This is a genomic window from Streptomyces calidiresistens, assembly GCF_014141525.1.
Lineage (GTDB): Bacteria > Actinomycetota > Actinomycetes > Streptomycetales > Streptomycetaceae > Streptomyces > Streptomyces calidiresistens.
In genome coordinates this window covers 1-1,476 of the sequence record NZ_VKHS01001079.1, presented here as the reverse complement: position 1 = coordinate 1,476, position 1,476 = coordinate 1, and the positions used below count along the sequence as shown (strand labels likewise).

At 69.0% G+C, this 1,476-nt stretch carries 1 protein-coding gene; it reads right to left on the bottom strand.

The genetic code is table 11. From position 1 onward, the window contains the following. Window positions 1-70: 70 nt before the first annotated feature. Window positions 71-1,476 (bottom strand): toprim domain-containing protein (locus FOE67_RS25545; RefSeq protein ID WP_182667185.1); only part of this gene is annotated, 1,406 nt, incomplete at its 5' end.

Here is a 1,476-nt window from a genome sequence, read left to right as displayed (position 1 = left end):
CGCCCCCTCCCGTCCGCGTCTCCGCGTCTTCGCGTTCCCACCCGCTCCGCGGAACCGGCCCCGACCCTCCTCAGGTGTCGATGCGGGAGCGGTCCAGCACCGCCGCGGAGGAGGCGATGAACTCGCGACGCGGCGCCACGTCGTTGCCCATCAGCAGGGCGAAGGCCGCCTCGGCCGCCTCGAGGTCGTGAATGTTGATCCGGCGCAGCGTGCGGTGGCGCGGATCCATGGTCGTCTCCGCGAGTTGGTCGGCGTCCATCTCGCCGAGACCCTTGTAGCGCTGGATCGACTCCTTGAAGCGGATGCCCCGGTCGGTGAGTTCCCGCAGGGTGTCCCGCAGCTCGGCGTCGGAGTAGGTGTACCGGTACTTCTCCCGACCACGGGGTGGGTTGATCAGCTCGATGCGGTGCAGCGGGGGCACCGCGGAGAAGACCCTGCCCTGCTCGACCATCGGGCGCATGTAGCGCTGGAAGAGGGTCAGCAGCAGACAGCGGATGTGGGCGCCGTCCACGTCCGCATCCGCGAGGAAGATCACCTTGCCGTAGCGCGCCTGGTCGATGTCGAAGGTGCGCCCGGAGCCGGCTCCTATGACCTGGATGATGGCGCTGCACTCGGCGTTCTTGAGCATGTCCGACACCGAGGACTTCTGGACGTTGAGGATCTTGCCCCGAATGGGCAGCAGCGCCTGGAACTCGCTGTTGCGGGCGAGCTTGGCGGTGCCCAGGGCGCTGTCGCCCTCGACGATGAACAGTTCGCTGCGGTCCACGTCGTCGCTGCGGCAGTCGGCGAGCTTGGCGGGCAGCGCCGAGGACTCCAGGGCGGTCTTGCGGCGCTGGGCCTCCTTGTGCTGACGGGCGGCGATGCGGGTGCGGGCCGCGGCGACGGCCTTCTCCAGCACCGCCCGGGCCTGCTGCTTGTCGTCCCGCTTGGTGGAGGTCAGGAACGCCTTGAGCTCCTTGGCGACCACCTGGCCGACGATCCGGGTGGCCGCCGAGGTGCCCAGCACCTCCTTGGTCTGTCCCTCGAACTGGGGCTCGGCCAGTCGTACGGTCACGACGGCGGTGAGACCCTCCAGGGCGTCGTCCTTGACGATGTCGTCCTCGGCGACGCGCAGCAGCTTGCTCGACCGGAGCACCTCGTTGAGCGTGCGGGTGACCGCGCGCTCGAACCCGGCGACGTGGGTACCGCCCTTGGGGGTGGCGATGATGTTGACGAAGGACTTGACCGTGGTGTCGTACCCGGTGCCCCAGCGCAGCGCGACATCGACCCGCAGGTCCCGCTTGACCTCGGTCGGGATCATGTGACCGCGGTCGTCCAGGACCGGCACGGTCTCCTTGAAGGTTCCCTCCCCCTGCAGGCGCAGCACGTCACAGATCGGCCGATCGGGGGCCAGGAACTCGCAGAACTCCCCGATCCCGCCGTCGTAGTGGAAGATCTCGGTGGTGCCCTTGGCGTCCTCACCCGCCTCCCCGTCCC